12 protein-coding genes are annotated in these 16,943 nt (G+C 63.5%); 2 read left to right on the top strand and 10 right to left on the bottom strand.

The window, feature by feature from the left end:
* Positions 1–283: 283 nt before the first annotated feature.
* The 8 genes from Q3Y64_RS11370 to prfB form a co-directional block, all read right to left on the bottom strand.
* Positions 284–1,543 carry a type II toxin-antitoxin system HipA family toxin gene (locus Q3Y64_RS11370; protein ID WP_303561905.1) on the bottom strand — a complete coding sequence of 420 codons (1,260 nt, stop codon included), beginning with the start codon at positions 1,541–1,543 and terminating at the stop codon, positions 284–286.
* Positions 1,527–1,871, bottom strand: a complete 345-nt coding sequence (locus Q3Y64_RS11365) for a helix-turn-helix domain-containing protein (RefSeq protein WP_303561903.1) — start codon at positions 1,869–1,871, stop codon at positions 1,527–1,529. The genes Q3Y64_RS11370 and Q3Y64_RS11365 overlap by 17 nt, the downstream gene beginning before the upstream one ends.
* Positions 1,872–2,122: 251 nt before the next feature.
* Positions 2,123–3,637 carry a lysine--tRNA ligase gene (gene lysS, locus Q3Y64_RS11360; RefSeq protein ID WP_303561901.1) on the bottom strand — a complete coding sequence of 505 codons (1,515 nt, stop codon included), beginning with the start codon at positions 3,635–3,637 and terminating at the stop codon, positions 2,123–2,125.
* Between the two features lie 104 nt (positions 3,638–3,741).
* Positions 3,742–4,815, bottom strand: coding sequence for a GGDEF domain-containing protein (locus tag Q3Y64_RS11355; RefSeq protein WP_101941084.1), 1,074 nt, complete (start codon positions 4,813–4,815; stop codon positions 3,742–3,744).
* A gap of 98 nt (positions 4,816–4,913) precedes the next feature.
* Positions 4,914–7,706: an AAA family ATPase gene (locus Q3Y64_RS11350; protein WP_303561898.1), complete on the bottom strand. Its 2,793-nt coding sequence runs from the start codon at positions 7,704–7,706 to the stop codon at positions 4,914–4,916.
* A gap of 20 nt (positions 7,707–7,726) precedes the next feature.
* Positions 7,727–8,443, bottom strand: coding sequence for a hypothetical protein (locus Q3Y64_RS11345; protein WP_303561896.1), 717 nt, complete (start codon positions 8,441–8,443; stop codon positions 7,727–7,729).
* Positions 8,440–9,738: a hypothetical protein gene (locus Q3Y64_RS11340; RefSeq protein WP_173893971.1), complete on the bottom strand. Its 1,299-nt coding sequence runs from the start codon at positions 9,736–9,738 to the stop codon at positions 8,440–8,442. Before Q3Y64_RS11340 ends, Q3Y64_RS11345 begins: the two co-directional genes overlap by 4 nt.
* A 59-nt stretch (positions 9,739–9,797) precedes the next feature.
* Positions 9,798–10,902 (bottom strand): peptide chain release factor 2 gene (gene prfB, locus Q3Y64_RS11335; RefSeq protein WP_216821651.1). Its coding sequence is split into 2 segments (ribosomal slippage): positions 9,798–10,820 and positions 10,822–10,902, totalling 1,104 coding nucleotides; the frame shifts between segments, so codons are not numbered across the junction.
* A 124-nt stretch (positions 10,903–11,026) separates the two neighbouring features.
* Here prfB and Q3Y64_RS11330 point away from each other — a divergent pair.
* A complete protein-coding gene (locus Q3Y64_RS11330) occupies positions 11,027–13,630 on the top strand; it encodes a HAMP domain-containing sensor histidine kinase (protein ID WP_303561892.1) in 2,604 nt (867 codons plus the stop codon).
* Here the strand turns inward: Q3Y64_RS11330 and Q3Y64_RS11325 are convergent.
* Together Q3Y64_RS11325 and Q3Y64_RS11320 are read right to left on the bottom strand one after the other, a co-directional pair.
* On the bottom strand, positions 13,536–14,387 hold the full coding sequence (locus Q3Y64_RS11325) for a DNA ligase (protein WP_303561890.1): 852 nt from the start codon (positions 14,385–14,387) through the stop codon (positions 13,536–13,538). The genes Q3Y64_RS11330 and Q3Y64_RS11325 overlap by 95 nt on opposite strands.
* Before the next feature lie 91 nt (positions 14,388–14,478).
* Positions 14,479–15,417 carry a LysR family transcriptional regulator gene (locus Q3Y64_RS11320; protein ID WP_303561888.1) on the bottom strand — a complete coding sequence of 313 codons (939 nt, stop codon included), beginning with the start codon at positions 15,415–15,417 and terminating at the stop codon, positions 14,479–14,481.
* Positions 15,418–15,499: 82 nt separating this feature from the next.
* On the opposite strand from Q3Y64_RS11320, the gene Q3Y64_RS11315 reads away from it, so the two are divergent.
* Positions 15,500–16,936, top strand: coding sequence for an MFS transporter (locus tag Q3Y64_RS11315; protein WP_303561886.1), 1,437 nt, complete (start codon positions 15,500–15,502; stop codon positions 16,934–16,936).
* Positions 16,937–16,943 lie beyond the last annotated feature (7 nt).

Here is a 16,943-nt window from a genome sequence, read left to right as displayed (position 1 = left end):
TTGGACGAGGATTCGAGAGCTGAATGGACAAACCGGGCTCGTGTTGCCGCGAGCCCGGTTTGTCTGCTGAGTGTGCGTGTGTCTACTCCGTACGCATTTGCGGCGTGGCGAAATGCTCAGCAACGCATTGAGTAATCTGGAGTTTGATGCTTTTCATTTTGTCTTATACCCCCATGTGTACCCCGTCTTATTCGGGGTGTGCGGGCCAATTCTGGTGAAGGCGAGATTCTTGCCCAAACCCGGATGTATGTGCCAGCGATTTGTTTGCTTGGCTTGAGTTGCTTCAAGATGCAAGGAGGCTGGAGGCCCCAGCAGTCCTGAACTGGGCATCAAAGCGCGGCTCTAGGGCGCGAAGCATTTCCGCAGGGGCGCCAAGGCTTTGCAGCGTGCTCAACCACTGAGTTCTGACTGTCTCTGCAATGCTGGTAATGATCTCGGCGGCCGGCTTGGGTGAGAGGCCGAAGTGTGGGGCGGCTTCTCTGGCGAGGTCGAGATGGCTATCAAACTTGCCAGGCAGGATGGCCAACTGTTGGCTGCCCAGATTCATGCGCTGGGGAACCAGGTCAAAGGCGGGGGAAAGGCGGTAAAGCGCGCCACCCGCGTGTAGAACGCCATGGTTCTTGATGTGATCGTCGCTGTTGTCGACAAGGATGTTGAACACCAGGCGCCGGAACAGCTCCTCCATGTCTGCGGCCGGCTCAGTGGAGATGCGGCGCAGGGCCTGGGCAAGTTCGACATAGCTGCCGGCCGACGATGCATAGGGAACATCGAGCAGAGCCGAGGCCGAGAGATAGTGAATGCGGCGCTCAGCGCGGGCCGGGCCTTCCCGGTCGAAGCGCTCCAGCACCAGCGCATGCCCACGTGGTACCGGGAGCAGCCAGAAGGCCGGCACCCGGATGCCGCAGGCGCGTGCCAGGCTCAGGGTGGCGGCTTCGAGCAACTGCACATCCAGTTCATCGTCCCGGGCCGGGAATTTGGCAATGCAGCGCCGCCCCTGATGGATGAAGTTGGCTTTGGGGCGTGCCCCGCCAAGGCTCCCGCCTGGTTGCAGCAGGCGCCGCAGATCGGCCGGAACATCCATGCGGAATTCGAGCCTGTTGGCCGCTTCTGCCAGGGCGCCCAGCTCAAAAGAGTCGCCATCATTGCCGGGGGCGGGAATGGGCAGGGTTTCTGAAAACACCATCGCGCCGACCCGCTCAGCGTTGGTCATGAGCAGAACGTCGATGTCGTTCAGTGGCCCGTGTTCTGCCTCCAGCACCAGGCGCCCCCAGGCATCAGGCAGTGCGTCACGCAAGGTAAGTGGAAGCGCGCCGCCATCACGTAAACGGCGTTCTGGCAAGGCGAATGGCTCGTTTTGCAGTGGGAGATGCAGAGGGTTGATCGCGATTGATCCCGCTTCGGCGAGGTAGCGGTGACCGTAGGCAAAAGAGCCTGATTCGATCATGTCGCGGCGGGCAAGCTTGAGGATGCCAGCGGCCGTCGGTGCGCCGTGTGCGTCGGCAGCAAGGCCCACATACAGGGTGCGCTCAGAAATCACGTTCATCCTCGCTGATGGTGCCGGCTTTGGGTTTGCCTGCCTTGCGCCGGACGCGTCGTCCGCTGGCCAGCGCGGCAGGGGCCGGGGCTACTGCGTCCAGGGTGTCCGCTTGCCCCAGCAGCCACAGGACATTCATGAGCACGCCTGTGCTGGTCGTGGGCTTGCCGGATTCCAGCGCGCGATAGGTGGTCGGTGAGCAAAGCACCCGGGCGGCCATTTCGGCAATCGTCCATTGCTGCTGCGTGCGGTGTGCGCGCAGGCGCTCTCCCAACCGGACAAGTTGTTGCGCGGCTTCAGGCGGAAGGGCTGATTGGGCGTTTGAGCGTTTTGACATCAATATAATGATCGGAAAGCTTGTTAATGATCATTATATTGGTTGAATGCCATAATGAAAGAGGCGGAGATGCTTGCCTGGAATGCGAGCTTGCCAAATCTTCAGCTTGTTGAGCGATGAAACTTTGAATGCTCGGGAATGTGGGCAGAAGCCGTAGCGAGCGGCCAAAGGTCGAAGCGAGGCGCGGAAACGTACGTCTTGTACGTTGGCATCGGAGCTTCGAGATTTGGCCGCGCAGTAGGCTTATGCCCTCATTCTGGGCGCATTTGCGGGAAGAGAATGACATCCCGGATCGCCGGGCTGTCGGTCAGCAGCATGACCAGACGGTCGATGCCGATGCCACAGCCGCCGGTGGGCGGCAGGCCACTTTCCAGCGTGCGAATGTAGTCGGCGTCGTAGTACATGGCTTCTTCGTCACCGGCGTCCTTGGCCTTTGCTTGGGAGAGGAAACGCTCGGCCTGATCTTCCGGGTCGTTCAGCTCGGAGAAGGCGTTGGCGATTTCGCGGCCGACGATGAAGAGCTCGAAACGCTCGGTGATGCCGGGGTTGGCGTCCGAGGCGCGGGCTAGCGGGGAGACTTCCACCGGGTAGTCGATGATGAAGGTGGGGTTCCACAGCAGCGACTCGGCGGTTTCTTCGAAGAACGCGAGTTGCAGTGCGCCGATGCCGACGTTGCCCTTGGGCAGCGCCTTGCGCTTGGCCAGCTCTTCGCGCAGCCAGGCTTCGTCGGTGAGTTGGGCTTCGGTGAATTCCGGGCAGTACTTCATCACGGCCTGAATCACGGTGAGGCGGTCGAAGGGCTTGCCCAGATCGAGGTCGCGGCCCTGATACTGGAACTGCTCGGTGCCCAGTGCTTCGCGCGCGGCATGGCGCAGCAGGCCTTCGACGAAGTCCATCAGCGTGCGGTAGTCCGCATACGCTTCGTAGAACTCGATCATCGTGAATTCGGGATTGTGGCGCGGGCTGAGACCTTCATTGCGGAAGTTGCGGTTGATCTCGTACACCTTCTCCATGCCGCCGACCACGAGACGCTTCAGGTAGAGCTCCGGTGCGATACGCAGGAACATCTGCTGATCCAGCGCGTTGTGGTGGGTGATGAATGGCTTGGCCGAAGCGCCGCCAGGGATCGGATGCATCATCGGGGTCTCGACTTCGAGGAAGCCGTGATTGTCCATGTAGCGGCGGATCGCGGAGATCAGCTTGCTGCGGGCGATGAAGGTGGCGCGCGAATCGTCGTTGGTGATCAGATCAAGATGGCGCTGACGGTAGCGCATTTCCAGATTCGACATGCCGTGGAACTTGTCCGGCAGCGGGCGCAGACACTTGGAGAGCAGGCGGATGGTTTCGGACTTGACCGAGAGCTCGCCGGTCTTGGTCTTGAACAGGCTGCCGGTGGTGCCGACGATGTCGCCAATGTCCCAGGCCTTGAAGGCGGCATAGACTTCTTCGCCCACGCCATCACGGGTGACGTAGAGCTGGATGCGGCCGGACATGTCCTGGATGGTGATGAAGCTGGCTTTGCCCATCACGCGCTTGAGCATGATGCGGCCAGCGACCGTGACCGATACCGGGGTGGCCTCGAGCTCTTCCGGGCTCTTTTCGCCGTAGCCGGCATGCAGCTTGTCGGCGAGGTTTTCGCGACGGAAGTCGTTCGGATAGGCTTTGCCCGTCTCGCGCCAGGCAGCAAGTTTGGCGCGGCGCTCGGCGATGATGTGGTTCTCGTCCTGCGCGGGTTGTTCGACGGGCGGGGTGGTCTGTTCGGACATGATCGGTGTCTTGGGCAAGGTGATGCCGGCGGCGTGCTGGCGAAAGTCCGCTATTTTGACCGATCAGGGGGCACCTCGCCAGTCGCGTGCAGCCTTGGAGACGGCTATTTGAACAGCTCGTCGATATCCGCCTGCAGATCCAGCATGGGGGCAGGGGCTTGTTTGAGTACGCCGAGCTTGAGCAATTCTTCGAACTGTTGCACCTGATTGCGCCCGTTTTCCTTGCCGTAGTACAGCGCGTCGTCGGCGTGGCCAAGGATTTCTGCCGGCGAGAGGGTGGGGTCAATGCGTGCGTAGCCGACCGAACAGGTGACCTGGCCGACCTGCGGAAATTCATGCTTTTCCACGGTTTCGCGGAAGCGCTCGAGGATGTGGGCGGTGTTGGTCGCCGAGACATGGCGCAGCAGGATCACGAATTCTTCGCCACCGAAGCGGAACAACTTGTCACTGCCGCGAAAGCTCTTGCGCAGTAGATCGGCCACGCGGATCAGCACTTCATCGCCAAAAAGGTGGCCAAAACTGTCGTTGATACGTTTGAATTTGTCGATATCCACGACGGCCAGCCAGCAGTGACGGTCTTCTTCATGCTCACTGGCCTGATGCTCTTCACGGCGATGGGCCGCTTGCTGGGCCAGGTCTATGAAACGATCGAAGTTCTCGTCGAAGGTCTTGCGGTTGTTCAGGCGGGTGAGGGTGTCGAGCTCGGCGTAGTCGAGCAGTCCGACGTGTTCCGCGTAGATCGCCAGCAATTCATGCACACAGGCACACAATTCGTCGACCGGGCGCTCATTGCAATGGACTTCTGCCACGGCGACCGGGCAGCCTTGCGGACCGACGGCAAAACCCAGCACGAAGCCGCCTTCTTCCTTATGGGTCGTAACGCCCGAGGGGGCGAGCGCGCATTCTTCGAGCAGGGGCTCGGCTGCGAGGTGGGTTTCGTCAACGTCGAGGTGATCGAAATTGGTCGTGGCCGATTCACCGCCGGCGACAGCCCAAGCCAGAGGGGCCGTTAGATAGCCGCTGGGCGTGGCACGGAAAACGTGGAGCAGGGCGAAGCGTGCATCGAGGATCTCCAGCGTAGCCACCACCAGTGATTCGGCGATGGCAAGGCGATCCCGCGAGGCTTCGAGGGACTGGAGCTTCTTCAGCAGACGCAGCAGGGCAACTTCGGTTCGCATCAGCGGGGGTCCGGAAACGAGCAGGGCTTCGTGTCATTTACGACGCGAAGGTCCCGGGCTTGATCCCGTACCCCCGGGTAGATCGCAAAAAAACTGTTTTAGTCGATCTGGCGGCGTAAAACCCCGATCGGCGGGGCCCAGGCGTCCGCTGGTTTCTTCTTGCGGGTGACCAGGGTGAGCTGGGCCGGTTGGAAGACATTGGCGTTGTGGGTCACCGGGGTGGTGATCAGATACTGGGCGCGGGTAGCGCGAAGGAAAGCACCGACGCGATCGATGTTGGCCACGTCGAGGTGGGCGAAGGGCTCGTCGATGAACACGAAGCCGCCGGGGCGGGCATCGTCCATCAATAGACCGATCAGCAGGATCAGGGATTTCATCACCTGCTGGCCGCCTGAAGCCTCACCATCATTGAGCGTCTGGGCGCCTTTCTGGTCGAAGTCGAAAGCCACTTCGAGGCCAGCGGCAGCTAGCGTGCTGTCGTCGTTATCCAGCACCGGTACCGGGCATTCGACGTTGATGCCGGCCAGATCGCCCAGAGCGCGAAGGTTCTTGCCGTACTGGCGCACCGTGGCGCGCAGGCGCGCGATGTAGGCGGCGCGGGCTTCGTCCACCATCTGCTTGGTGCGCTCGGAGTAGGCCATGCGCTGGCCGTAGTCGCCCTCGCGCTGATGGAGCTCCAGGCCGAGTTTTTCCTTGATGACCAGCACGTTTTCGTCACTAGGCCATTCGCCGTCGACGAGCCGGCGCTTGAGGCGCGAGAGTTCGTTGCGTGCGCCCGAAAGGCCACCATAGTGCTCGGCAAGCTCTTCCTGGGCGGCGGGTGAGAGCCAGTCGGCCGGCATGCCGCGACGCTTGCTGCGCAATTTCAGGAGGCGAGCGGCCTGCTCCAGGCGTTGAGGACGTGATTCGGTGGCCATTCGGGCCAGCACCTCGCGGGCGGAAGCCAGATCACGCGAGCGGCGGTCGGTTTCGATGGCGATGCCGGAGAGGCGCTCCTTGCACTGGTCGACTTTGCTACGGGCCTCGTTGAGCGTGGCTTCGGCCTGCTGCTGGGCGGCCTGCAGACTGGCCTTGTCCTGTTCGGCGGCTTCGAATTCCGCGGCGCGGGCCAGCATCAGCTCGGCGGCCTGCATGCCGAGCAGCTTTTCGCGCGCGGTTTGCATGGCCGCCTCAGCCGTATCCTGCTTCTTGCGCGCCCAGGCGAGTTGCTTGTCGAGCTCGCCAACTTCCTGCTGCAGGGCTTCGAGGCGGGCCGTGCGGGCCAGTTCGCCGAACCAGAAGTCGTGCGGCACACCCAGGTGGCGGGCGCCGCGGCGCTCGCGGTGATAGCCCTCGCGGGTGATCCAGTCCTGCTCGCGCGGCAGCTTGGCCGCAGCCTGGGCATTATCGACGCGGCGGATTCGGTTCAGGAGTTCGGAGAGCCACTTCGGCGGCTCGCCGGCAAAACGCACGACTTCGAGCAGGCTGCCGGGGTTTGCGTCAGGGCAGGGGGCGCGGTCTGACACCACAAAGTGGCGGAAGCGCTCACGCTCACCCAGTGCCCAGGCTTCATGGCGATCACCTTCGTTTTCAAGCAGGATCAGCGAGCGGTAGGGGCGCAGGATGGCTTCGATGGCGCCTTGCCAGCTGGCGTCCGTCACCTCGGTGATCTCGGCCAGCAGCTTGTGCTCGATGCCGGCTTCATTCAGCGCGCTGCGGAAGCGCTGCACTTCGCTGTCGTGCGGCGTGCCACCCTTGCCCTGAGCTTCGCGCAGGCGGGCGGTGACGTCTTCGAAACGGGCGGTAAGCTCGCGCACCTTGGTGCGCACGCCTTGCCATTCGTTGTAGGCGTTGGCGGCCGCGTTTTCGGAGTCCAGCGCGGCGGCGCCATGCTCCTTGGCCACGCGCTCTCTCAAAGCATCGCGTTCGGCGAGCTTCTTCTCCACGTCGCGCAGGGCATCACGGGCGGTGAGCCACTGGCTGTCGATCTCTTTCTGACGCTTGCTGGCATCGGTGAGCCAGGCTTCGGCCTGGGCCTTTTCTCCGGCTAGCGCGGCGACGCGTTCTTCCGAGGCAGCACGGGTTTCGATGGCGGTAATCACTTCATGGCGGGCGCGCTTGAGCTTCTCGCGCCAGCTGGCGATCTCTCCCTGCAATTCGGCGATTTCCAGACGTGGAATGGCCTCGGCCTCCAGTGCGGTGGCCTCGGCTTGCAATTCACGGCCTTCGAGGAAGCGATCCGCTTCGATGCGGCGAGCTTCGGCCTGGGCCTTGAGCTTTTCCAGGTCCAGCGCCAGCGCTTCCAGCTCGCGCTGGGCGGTTTTCTGCTCTTCGCGGGCGGCCTGATAGTTGTCCAGCACTTCCTTGTCGCCGAACACGTCGAAGACCAGATCAAGGAGCGCCCGCGGCGAGTACTCGCAGAGCTTGTCGGTGTCGCCCTGCTCGAGCGACAGCACCTTGGCGATGGCCGGTGTCAGGCCGGCGTAGGCCAGGCGCGACTGGTAATCGCGCAGGCCCACGAACTGGGCGGTTTCTTCGAGCTGCTCGACGGTGACGTTGCCATCTTCGATGCAGTACTCGCGGCTCCAGTCACCGCCAGCACGCTTGACGCGACAGGCCAGCGTGACCTGGTCCTTGAGGCAGGGGAAGAAAGGGCGCTTGCCGGTGTTGCCGGGCTGGTTCGAGACCGTGGCGCGGATCCACGCAAAGCCGTGGTTCGAGCGGCGTACATAGCGGCGGAAATCGCGCTTGCCCGAACACTTGAGCGCGAAGAGTGTGCGCATCGCGTCCAGCAGGGTGGTTTTGCCCGAGCCGTTGGGGCCGACGATGGTGATGATGTGGGCATCCAGGGGCAGCGTGAAGCGGCGCCAGAAATCCCAGTGAACGAGTTCGATATCGCGGATGTGGAACATGTCGTATCTATGATCCGTTGTTAGCGGCGGGCTTCGACTTCGTCGTCGATCGCGTTGATCTCGTCGAACAGTTCTTCTTCGTCTTCACCCATTCCGGCCGGCAGCGCGCGGCCGGCGGCGGCCAGCACGTCGGCCAGGGTGCCGTTGATGATGCGGTCGGCCAGCACGCGGTAGTCCAGCAGTACGTCGAGCAGCGGGCCTTCATGCAGATAGCCGTTGCTGCGCACGATGAAGCCCAGGCGGGCGAGCTTGCCCAGCGCGAAGTTGCGGATCTTGGTGCGGCCGCCGAGCTGGGCGCCAAAGTCGGCCAGCAGTGAGGCTTCTGAGATCGCGCCGGAGACGGTGTCGCCATGCTCGATGGGTTTTTCCTGGCCAAACATGTCGTTCTGACCGTCGTCACCGAGTTGGCGGCGGCCGAGTTGGCGCTCGCGCTTGGGGAGGATGATCAGCGCCCAGATCACGATCAGCAGCGCGATCTCGTCGCGGGTGAGGCCCATGGTGCTGGCTTGATAATCGCGGCCGCCAAATACGGCGTCCATGACTTCATCCTTGAGACCTACGGCAACATGTTCGGCGAAGGGGTTGTCGAGCAGTTGCAAGCCCACTGCCGCGAGGTTGGTTTCCAGCTCGAGGCGGAAGGCTTCATCGACTAGGGCGCGGCGCACCTGGGTATCTGCGCGCGGTAGCCAGCGGTGGGCCAGCAGACGGGCGGTGAGTTCGGTGATTTCGATGTTCATGGCTTGGGTTCCACGACTGTGGCATCACGCCGCACGACATTGCCGGCGGACATGTGCGAGATTTCGTCTTCCATGACTTCGACCAGCCAGTCTTCAAGCTGCAGGTCGTAGGGCATCTGGGTGAGGTCGGCCACCGGGCCGGAGGCACCGGCCTCCTCGTTGCCGAGCAGCGAGAGCAGCGAGAGGCGGTAGCTGGCCGGGCCGAAGCCGCCGCCGAGAATGAGCTTGCTGGCCGGTGCTGCTGCCGGGATGCCGGCGAGCTTGTCGGAGAGCTTGATCAGAAGGCCCAAGTCTTCGGACGGGGCGACTTCGTCCTGCGGCGCATCTTCGGCCGGCGGCAAAGTGGCGTCGGCCTCCATCTGGCGGACTTCTTCGGACAGCGAGCTTTCAGCGCGGTCGAGCAGCTCATGGCCGCCGGCGATGAACTGCATCTGCGGGCCGGCGCCGAGCGCGCCATCGGCCAGCGCGGCGATGCGGCGCACATCCAGGCTACGCAGCCAGGCGGCTGCATCCGAGGACGACACGCCGGAGGCGCCGAGCGTGACGCGCTGTGATTCGATCTTGTTGAGGGCCCGCTGGAAGGCCGCATCGACCCTGGCCAGGCGGCTTTGGGCCAGACCGATGGCATGCGCGACACGGCTGGTCTCGGGGCTGATTTCGTCCTCGGAGAGCAGACCACGCAGGATGGTGGTGCCTTTTTCCAGCCAGCGCACATTGCCAGTGAGGCGCGAGCGGGCGTCCAGAATGCGGAATTCGGAGCCTGAGGCGATGGCGTCTTCAAAGGAAGCGGTCAGCGCATTGAGCTTGGCCAGGAGGTGCTGCAGCACTTCCGGTGTGATCGTGCCGGTGGCCTGCATCCCGGCGAGCTGGGTGGTGAGGAAGCCCAGCTCGGAATCTTCGTTGTCGCCGAATCTGAGCAGCATGGCCATCGCGGCCACGGCGTTACGGCCACTGTCGGAAAACTGGTAGCTGCCGTCTTCGCCATACACCAACAGACCGTTGCCACGCAGGCGGCCGAGCACGGTTTCGAGCTTGATCGGATCGATGTAGGCGAAGTGGCGGCGCAGCTCGTCCGGCTCCCAGCGCGGGTGATCAGCTCGGGCGCTGATCTCGCGCAGCACGTGCAGGCGGATGAACACCTCTTCCTCGCCACCCCGGAACAGGGTGATGAAGGTGTTGATCAGCTCGCGCGAGCGCACCAGCGACCACAGCGCCGGGACGTCGTCGGGCTCGACGCCGGGCGTGAGGAAGCCGGCGAGGTCGAAGTCTGAAATCGGGGCGGACTGTTCGATCATGCGTGGGCCGGGGAGACGGAAGCCGGCAGGCCGGCTTCCGGGGTTGAGCGCAGCAGGTCTTACACGCCCTGCTTGAGGCTGGCCTCGATGAAGCCATCCAGGTCGCCATCGAGCACGCCCTGGGTGTTGCCAACTTCGTAGTTGGTGCGCAGATCCTTGATACGGCTCTGGTCCAGCACATAGGAGCGGATCTGGTGGCCCCAGCCGATGTCGCTCTTGGTGTCTTCCAGTTTCTGCTGCTCAGCCTGACGCTTGCGCAGCTCCAGCTCATACAGGCGGGCGCGCAGCATCTTCCAGGCTTCGTCCTTGTTCTTGTGCTGCGAACGGTCGTTCTGGCACTGCACCACGGTGTTGGTCGGCACGTGGGTCAGACGCACGGCGGAGTCGGTCTTGTTGATGTGCTGACCACCGGCGCCCGAGGCGCGGTAGGTGTCGGTACGCACGTCGGCAGGGTTGATCTCGATCTCGATCGAATCATCCACTTCCGGGTACACGAAGACCGACACGAAGCTCGTATGGCGGCGCGCGTTCGAGTCAAACGGGCTCTTGCGCACCAGGCGATGCACGCCGGTTTCGGTGCGCAGCAGGCCGTAGGCGTATTCGCCGGTGATCTTGATCGTCGCGCTCTTGATGCCGGCCACTTCGCCTTCGGATTCTTCCATCAGCTCGACATTGAAACCCTTGCGCTCGCAATAGCGCAGGTACATGCGCTCGAGCATCTGGGCCCAGTCCTGCGACTCGGTACCACCGGCGCCAGACTGTATTTCGATGAAGGCCGGGTTCGGGTCCATCGGGTTGTTGAACATGCGGCGGAATTCGAGGCCAGAGACGCGTTTTTCCACGTCGGCCACGTCAGCTTCAACGGCCACGAAGGTGTCTTCGTCGTCCTCGCCCACGGCTAGTTCATACAGATCGGCACAGTCGACGAGGCTCGCGGCCACGCCGTCGAGCACCATCACCACGCCTTCGAGTTCTTTTTTCTCGCGGCCAAGGTCCTGGGCGCGCTTGGGATCATTCCAGATCGCCGGATCTTCGAGCTGCTTGCTGACTTCGATCAGTTTTTCCGACTTGTTGTCGTAGTCAAAGATACCTCCGCAGCTCATCTGCCCGGCTCTTGAGCTCGGACATCTTGTTGGCGACGGCGTTGAGGCGTTCTGCTTCCATTGTTGGCTTTCCGTGACAATTGCATTCGTTGAGGGCGCGGATTATACCCCTTTGCCTGCGTTTGCCCGGCCGCTCGCGCTATGCTGGGCCCCACGTCCGTATGGGCGGCCGGAGGCCTCTGGAAATGATCAAGATTCCTGCCCTGCGCCTGCGCGCCAAGCTGGTGCTGATCTTTGTGGCGATCAAGGTGTTGCCGCTGGTACTGCTGGCTGCACTGGCCTGGTCGGCGGCGCATCGCCTGGGGCACGCGCTGGGGCAGCGCGCCGCCGTGATGGCCGACAACATGGCCGGCTCGATCCGCGAAGTGGGCGATAAAGCTACCCAGGACGCCATCGTGGCGCTGGACGACCGCTCACGTGAGGCAATCGAGCGCCTCACCACTGACACGGCCCTGGCCGTGGCCGCCTTCCTGCACGAGCGTGATCGGGATCTGCAGGCTGCTGCCCTGCTGGAGCCGAATGAGGCCGGCTACCGGAATTTCCTCAGGCATCGCACGCGCGACTATTACCGCCATGGCGAGTGGAAGCTGAAAGCCGATGGCAGTGGCTGGGAGCCGGCTGTGCCACATTCGCCGGACCCAGCCAGCATCGCCCGTGCCGGCGAGGCCCTGCCGGACAATGCCAAGTCCTTCCACGCGCGTCCGCCGGAATACCGCGGCGAGCGCAGTGAACGGCCGCTCTACCTGGAGATGAGCTTCATTGGCCTGGACGGGCAGGAGAAGCTGCGCATCGTGGATGGTGAGGTGATGCGGCCGGGCTTGCGCAATGTGAGCCGGCGTGAAAACACCTTCGTGCGTGCCGAAACTTTCTGGCCCGAGCTGCGCCGCCTGAATCCGGGCGAGATCTATGTTTCCGAAGTGATCGGCGCCTATGTGGGTAGCCATGTGATCGGGCCCTACACGCCGCAGGCCGCAGAGAAGGCCGGGATCGCCTTCGAGCCGCAGAAATCGGCCTATGCCGGAACCGAGAACCCGCTTGGCCAGCGTTTTCGCGGCATCGTGCGCTGGGCCATGCCGGTCGTGCGCAGTGGCCGCATCACGGGCTATGTGAGCCTGGCGCTCGATCACGATCACCTGCGCCAGTTCACCGAACGCATCCTGCCGACCGAGGCGCGCTATACCCCAATCATCGATGCCATCGGTGGCAACTACGCCTTCATGTGGGATCACAAGAGCCGCGCCATTGCTCACCCGCGCGACTACATGATCGTTGGCTACGATCCGGCCAGCGGTGAGCAGGTGCCACCCTGGCTGGACGAAGAGCTGTACGGGGAGTGGAAGGCCTCGGGCCAGCCTTGGGCGGAGTTTTCGGCCGGCATCAAACCTTTCCGTGATCAGAGCCTCAAGCGCAGGCCGGCAGCGGCCATGCTCACTGCGGGAATGCTGGGCCTGGACTGCCGTTATCTGAACTTCTCGCCGCAATGTGCGGGCTGGAACCAGCTTACCGAGCAGGGCGGCTCGGGCTCCTTTGAGATCTTCTTCACCGGCTTGCAGAAGCTCACCACGGCGGCGGCGATTCCCTATTACACCGGTCAGTACGCCGATTCGCCGCGCGGTTTCGGCTTCATCACCATCGGCGCCAATGTGGACGACTTCCACCGCGCCGCGACCGATTCGGCGCGCCAGATCGGCCTCACCATCGAGCAGAAGAACGAGGCCTTCCGCAAGGAGCGGCAAGACATGCTGCAGATGGTGGAAAACAGCATGCAGCGCATGACGGTGGAGCTGGCCAGCTCCACCTTCGTGATGGTGCTGCTGGTGATCGGGATCGCCTTCTGGATGGCGAGTTTCCTGGCCGGCCACATCGGTGCGTTGGTGGAAGGCATCCGCCGCTTTGCTTCGGGTGATCGCAAGCAGCGCTTCGATGTGCGCTCGCGAGATGAGATGGGGGATCTGGCCCGTGCCCTCAACAGCATGGCCGAGACGGTGGATGATTCCTTCCTGCGCTCGGAGGAGGCGCGCCAGCGTGCGGAAGACGCCAGCCGGATGAAGAGTGATTTTCTCGCCAGCGTGTCGCACGAGTTGCGCACTCCGCTCAATGGCATCCTCGGCTTTGCTGATTTGCTGGCGATGGATCTGAAAGATGTGGAGCAGCGCGACCAGGCGCTCACCATCCGCAACTCCGGCAAGCATCTGCTGGGCGTGGTGAATGATCTGCTTGATCTGGCCAAGATCGAATCGGGCAAGATGACGGTACATGCCGAGCCGATCGATCTGCCGGCCTTCGTGGCCGACGTGGTGCGCGGCCATCGGGCCCATGCCGCAGGCAAGGGCCTCGAACTCCTGCTTGATATGGCGCGCCAGGGGCCGCTGCCGGTACTCGAATCGGATGCGCTGCGCCTGCGCCAGATTCTCAACAACCTGATCAACAACGCCATCAAGTACACCGACCATGGTCAGGTCAGCGTGCAACTGGAGGCGGAAGGTACAGACCTGGTCTTTCAGGTGCGGGACACCGGCTGCGGCATCGCGGCCGAGGATCAGGAGGCGATCTTTGATCGTTTTGGTGGGGTAGGCAGCAAGGTTCAGCGCGACAAGGGAGGCAGCGGCCTGGGCCTGTCGCTGGTGCGCAAATTGGCCGGCCTGTTGGGCGGCCGGGTGAGTCTGGTGTCCGAGCCAGGGCGAGGCTCGCTATTTACTCTGCGGATTCCCCTGCAGCCGCGCGCTGACGAAGGAACACCGGGTGACGGGGCTGGCCCTGAGCCGTCAGGCTCTGATAGCGATAAGTAACCAGGGCGCCCGGCGCGGGGGGCGCCTCCCGTTGGGCATCACTGAAGCCGCTGCCGAGGCTGAAACGTCGGCCATCCGGCGCTTCCACCAGCAGGGCGCCGAGACGCCCGCGGTGCTTGCCCCGGCCCGGTACATATCCGACGACTCTGGCTTCGGCGTCTTGCCAGGGCTTGAGCTTCAGCAGCACATCACTGCGCCCGGTGACATAGGGCGCGTCGGCCCGGTGCAGCATCAGGCCCTCGCCACCCGCCTTGAGAACGGCTGCCATGCGTTGCCGGAGTGCGGCGGCATCAGCCACGCGGAATTGCTCGACGGCTTGCAGCCAGGGGATGCCTGCCGCAGCAGTCAGGCGTCGGATGGCGTCGGCGCGGGCGCTGAAATCGCCCGGTGCGTCCGGTAGTTCAAAAATCATGTAGCGCAGCTCGCGCCATTCGGCATCTACCGGCTGCGCCTTGCGCACGATGCCCGAGAGGCGCTCGAATGTGCCGCGGCCGGCCCACAGTTCGCCATCGAGCGGGGTGGCGGGCAGCGCCTGGATGAACCAGTCCGGCGCATTCACCGGATGGCCGCTGCGAAAGCTCAGGCGCTGGCCATCCCAGATGGCGCGAACGCCATCGAGCTTTTCGCTGACCAGATAAGCGCCGGGGTCGATGCCGTCCCGATAGAGCTCGGCCAGCAGAATTTCCGGCGCAGCAAGCGTGTGGAGCGAGAAAAGGCTCAGTAGCAGACTGAGCATCAGGTAGGGCAGATAGCGCATTGAAAGGCTCCCGGGCGATGCCGCGAGCTTAGCCGCCAGGGCTGGTTGCTCCATTCTGTCCGGAAGGGCTGGAGCCGGTTGAGCGCGCCGCTCAGCTGGCTGGCGTGAGGACGCTGTGGGCGATTTCCAGCAGGGTCTCGCGCATGAAGCCGGTCAGCGGGTCGGAGGTGTCACGGCGGTGAATCACCACCGAGATCGGCAGGCGCAGGTCTTCCTCGTGTAGCGGCAGGATGGTCAGATCGCGATGGGTCGTGAAAAGGCGTGTGACCAGCTCGGGAAGCACCGCCAGCAGCGGGCTCTGCTTGACCACAAACGGGATCGAAAGCGGGGTGGCGGCCTGCGCCACGACCTGGCGGCGCAGGCCGCGCCGGTGCAGGGCACGGTCGATCATGCCGGGGCCGTCGCCGGTATAGCTGGTGTGGATGTGGGGCAGGCCGGTGAGATCGGCGAGGCTGGGCTGATCCTTCAGCGTGATGAGGGCCGGGTTGAAGACGCAGCAGAAACCGGTTTCATACAGCGCCGTCTGCTCATGCACGGTGCGCACGCGGGGAAAGTGGCCGACCGCCAGGCGGATGGTGCCGGCATCGAGTTCTTCGAGCTGATGTGAGGCGGGAATCGGCCGCACTGAGAGCTGCAGGCCAGGGGCTCGGGCGCGCAGCCGTGCCATCAGCGCCGGTAGTAACAGGGCTTCGAGGGGATCGTTGAGGGCGATCTGGAACTGCTCGTTGATCCGGGCTGGATCGAAGCTGGCCTCTCCCAGCGCCAGGCTGCGGGCCGAAAGCAGGAGTTCGCGCACCGCCGGCGCCAGGCTGCGGGCACGGCTGGTTGGCAGCATGGCGCTGCCTTCGCGGTAGAGGATGTCATCGTTGAAAAGCTCACGCAGACGGGCCAGGGCATGACTCATGGCGGGCTGGCCGATACACAGCCGGGCGGCGGCGCGCGTGACGCTGGCTTCGCTCACCAACGCATCGAAAGCGACGAGCAGGTTGAGGTCCAGTCGCCGGAAGAGGCTGTGGTCAATATCGTTCATGTCGATACTGTAGATCAGACCAATCGATTTTTACGATTGTGTGGTGATGTTTAAACTGGTTTTTTACCTGGATTTTCACTTCATGCCAGCTCTTGCCGCATCCGGCCCGTCGTCTCTGCGCCCACGCCTTCTGGCACTGGCGGCGGTCACCAGCGTCGAATTCATCGAAAACGGCATGGTGATGTTTTCGGCTAGCCAGATCATGGCCGGCCTGCAGCTTTCGGCGGCTGATTTTGCCTTCGCCTACACGCTCTATGGCATGGCGGCGATCTTCATGCTCTACAAACATCAGTGGATAGTCGAGCGGCTGGGCTATGCGCGTTTCGTGATGTTGTCACTGGCCGTCTTCGGCGCCGGCTCACTGCTGTGCGCCAGCGCCTCCGGCCTGAGTCTGTTTGCCGCCGGGCGACTGTTGCAAGGCCTCGGTGGAGCGACTTTCTTCACTGCCGGGCGCCTGGCTGTCAACGAGATGCCCGCCGAATCGCGCTTTGCCGGCTTGCTGGTCTTCATCGCCAGCCTGCTCGGCGGCTCGGCGCTGGCCCCCTTGCTCTCGGCCAGCCTGATGGCGCTGGGCGGCTGGCGCGCGATCTTTGCCTTCGGACTGCCGCAGGTGCTCATCGTGGCCTGGCTGGCACGGGGGCAGTTGGCGCGCACGGTGACGCCGCCTGAGCTGCGTTCGGAGGAGCACTGGGGCTGGTTGTTGTGGCTGTGCCTGGGCGTGTTCTGCCTGCAATATGCGATCCAGTCGCTGAGCCTCGCAGGCAGCCCGCTGACCCGCGTGCTGGTGACGGCGCTGGTATCGATCGCGATGCTGAGCGTGTTTGCCTGGCGCCAGTGGCGCAAGGATCGGCCGCTGATCAACTACCGTGGGCTCTTTCAACTGCGCTATCTGTTCGGGCTGGCGATGTATTTTTTCGGTTACTTCCTGATCGGAGTGGCCGGGCTGATGCTGCCGATCCTGCTGCACGGCGTGCTGGGGCTCTCGTTGCTGGCCACGGCGCTGATCTCCAGCTGCGGGCTGGCCGGCACGGTTGCCATGGCGCTGACCCATGTTGCCCTGGCGCGGCGTTGGCCCTGGCATCGTTGCTACATGCTCGGCGGCCTTGCGTTGTATGCCACGGGTTGCCTGCTGCTGGCGATGATGGAGCTGCCGCGAGGCTGGGTCGAGCTATTGCCGGCCACCCTGGCCATTTATCTGGCTATTCCCTGGTTCCTCGGGCCAGTGGCTTTCGGCACCTTCTCCGGGCTGGAGGCGAAGGTGTTCTCGCATGGCTATCAGGTAAAAAACATCGTGCGCCAGCTGGGCCTGTCATCGAGCATCGCGCTCACCACTCTGCTGCTGCACCGGCTGGAGCATTCACCAGTGCCTTCCGGTTTGTTGGAAATGCTGGCTGGCGTGTTCGTCGATCAGGCCGCAGGCACGCCCATGTTGCAGGCGAGCCAGCAGGTGTTTGGTTTGACCTTCCTGGCCATCCTGCCGGTCGGGCTGGTGGTGATGTTGCAGCGGGTTTTCCGTTGATCCGTCT

The sequence above is a fragment of the Uliginosibacterium sp. 31-12 genome, from assembly GCF_030548425.1.
GTDB classification, from domain to species: domain Bacteria; phylum Pseudomonadota; class Gammaproteobacteria; order Burkholderiales; family Rhodocyclaceae; genus Uliginosibacterium; species Uliginosibacterium aquaticum.
The sequence above is the reverse complement of the archived record's forward strand: the minus strand, read 5'-3'. Positions and strand labels throughout refer to the sequence as shown.

What these genes read in the sequence shown, in the direction of transcription:
- Q3Y64_RS11370 (WP_303561905.1), bottom strand. Translation starts at nt 1,543, where the DNA reads ATGAACGTGATTTCTGAGCGCACCCTGTATGTGGGCCTTGCTGCCGAC.
- Q3Y64_RS11365 (WP_303561903.1), bottom strand. Translation starts at nt 1,871, where the DNA reads ATGTCAAAACGCTCAAACGCCCAATCAGCCCTTCCGCCTGAAGCCGCG.
- lysS (WP_303561901.1), bottom strand. Translation starts at nt 3,637, where the DNA reads ATGTCCGAACAGACCACCCCGCCCGTCGAACAACCCGCGCAGGACGAG.
- Q3Y64_RS11355 (WP_101941084.1), bottom strand. Translation starts at nt 4,815, where the DNA reads ATGCGAACCGAAGTTGCCCTGCTGCGTCTGCTGAAGAAGCTCCAGTCC.
- Q3Y64_RS11350 (WP_303561898.1), bottom strand. Translation starts at nt 7,706, where the DNA reads ATGTTCCACATCCGCGATATCGAACTCGTTCACTGGGATTTCTGGCGC.
- Q3Y64_RS11345 (WP_303561896.1), bottom strand. Translation starts at nt 8,443, where the DNA reads ATGAACATCGAAATCACCGAACTCACCGCCCGTCTGCTGGCCCACCGC.
- Q3Y64_RS11340 (WP_173893971.1), bottom strand. Translation starts at nt 9,738, where the DNA reads ATGATCGAACAGTCCGCCCCGATTTCAGACTTCGACCTCGCCGGCTTC.
- Q3Y64_RS11330 (WP_303561892.1), top strand. Translation starts at nt 11,027, where the DNA reads ATGATCAAGATTCCTGCCCTGCGCCTGCGCGCCAAGCTGGTGCTGATC.
- Q3Y64_RS11325 (WP_303561890.1), bottom strand. Translation starts at nt 14,387, where the DNA reads ATGCGCTATCTGCCCTACCTGATGCTCAGTCTGCTACTGAGCCTTTTC.
- Q3Y64_RS11320 (WP_303561888.1), bottom strand. Translation starts at nt 15,417, where the DNA reads ATGAACGATATTGACCACAGCCTCTTCCGGCGACTGGACCTCAACCTG.
- Q3Y64_RS11315 (WP_303561886.1), top strand. Translation starts at nt 15,500, where the DNA reads ATGCCAGCTCTTGCCGCATCCGGCCCGTCGTCTCTGCGCCCACGCCTT.